At 69.6% G+C, this 1,234-nt stretch carries 2 protein-coding genes; both read right to left on the bottom strand.

Translation table 11 applies throughout. The annotated features are described in order from the left end of the window. On the bottom strand, window positions 1-358 hold a 358-nt coding region (locus APY03_RS43760), incomplete at its 3' end, for a trehalose-6-phosphate synthase (RefSeq protein WP_232324262.1). Between the two features lie 25 nt (window positions 359-383). Next, on the bottom strand, window positions 384-1,234 hold an 851-nt coding region (locus APY03_RS43755; RefSeq protein ID WP_232324261.1), incomplete at its 5' end, for a glycoside hydrolase family 15 protein.

Genomic DNA, 1,234 nt, shown 5'->3' with positions numbered 1-1,234 from the left:
GCAGCTTGCGCGCGAACAGCTGGTTCACGCGCCGGTAGCCGCCGATGAAGCCGGCGTCGAAGTTCGCCAGGTCGAGCCGGTCGTGGAATACCGGCCACAGCACGTCGTTGCTGTAGCCCAGGTAGTAGCTGTCGTGGTCCTCGCGGCTCAGGTCGATGGTGGCGAGCGTGACCTTGCCGGCCTGCTGGATGCGCAGCTCGCCTTCGCCGGTGGGGCCGTCCTCGACGATGTTGCCGCTCCAGCCGAACCAGAGGCCCCCGGTCTGCTGCAGGCTCTCGCCCAGGGCGACGGCCAGTCCTCCGGCGGCGGGCTTGCGGGGATCGGCGACACGGTTGGAAACGACGACGAGACGGCTCATGGGCTCCTTGCAGGTCCGGCCGCGCTCAGATGCACGAGTCCCACGGCGCCGACAGGCGCACGGCCGCGTTGATGATGCCGACCATGGAGTAGGTCTGCGGGAAGTTGCCCCACATCTCGCCCGTGACCGGATGGGTGTCCTCCGACAGCAGGCCCAGCGGATTGCGCGCCGCCAGCATGGTCTCGAAGATCTGCCGCGCCTCGGCCTTGCGGCCGATCTTGGCCAGGGCATCGATGCGCCAGAAGGTGCAGATGTTGAAGGCGGTTTCGGGCTTGCCGAAATCGTCGGCCGCCTCGTAGCGGCGCATGTAGGGGCCGTCGCACAGCGTCTTCTCCATCGCCTCGACGGTGGAGATGAAGCGCGGGTCGCGCGCGTCGATCAGGCCGACCTCGGTCATCAGCAGGATGCTCGCATCGAGCTCATGGCCGCCGAAGCTCTCCGCGAAGGCCTGGCGCTCCTCGCACCAGGACTTTGCGAGGATCTCCTCGCGCATCCGCGAGGAATGGCCGTGCCAGTAGGCCGCGCGCTCCGGAAGGCCCAGCGAGCGCGCCACCTTGGCCAGCCGGTCGCAGGCGGCCCAGCTCATCAGCGCCGAGCTGGTGTGCACGCGGGCGCGCGTGCGCAGCTCCCACATGCCGGCGTCAGGCGTGCCGTAGACGCGGATCGCCTGCTCGCCCACCGCCTCCAGGTGCGGGAACTCGGCCACCCCGCCGCGGCTGAGCAGCCGGTGGTCGTGGAAGGCCTGCGATGCGCCCAGCACGATGTTGCCGTAGACGTCGTGCTGGAAATGCTCCTGCGCCTGGTTGCCCACGCGCACCGGGCCCATGCCGCGGTAGCCGGTCAGGCCCTCGACGAAGGCTTCGGGCAGCTCGCGCT

It is taken from the genome of Variovorax sp. WDL1 (assembly GCF_001541225.1).
Lineage (GTDB): Bacteria > Pseudomonadota > Gammaproteobacteria > Burkholderiales > Burkholderiaceae_C > Variovorax.
Note: the sequence above shows the minus strand (reverse complement) of the source record. Positions and strands in the feature narration are given on the sequence as shown.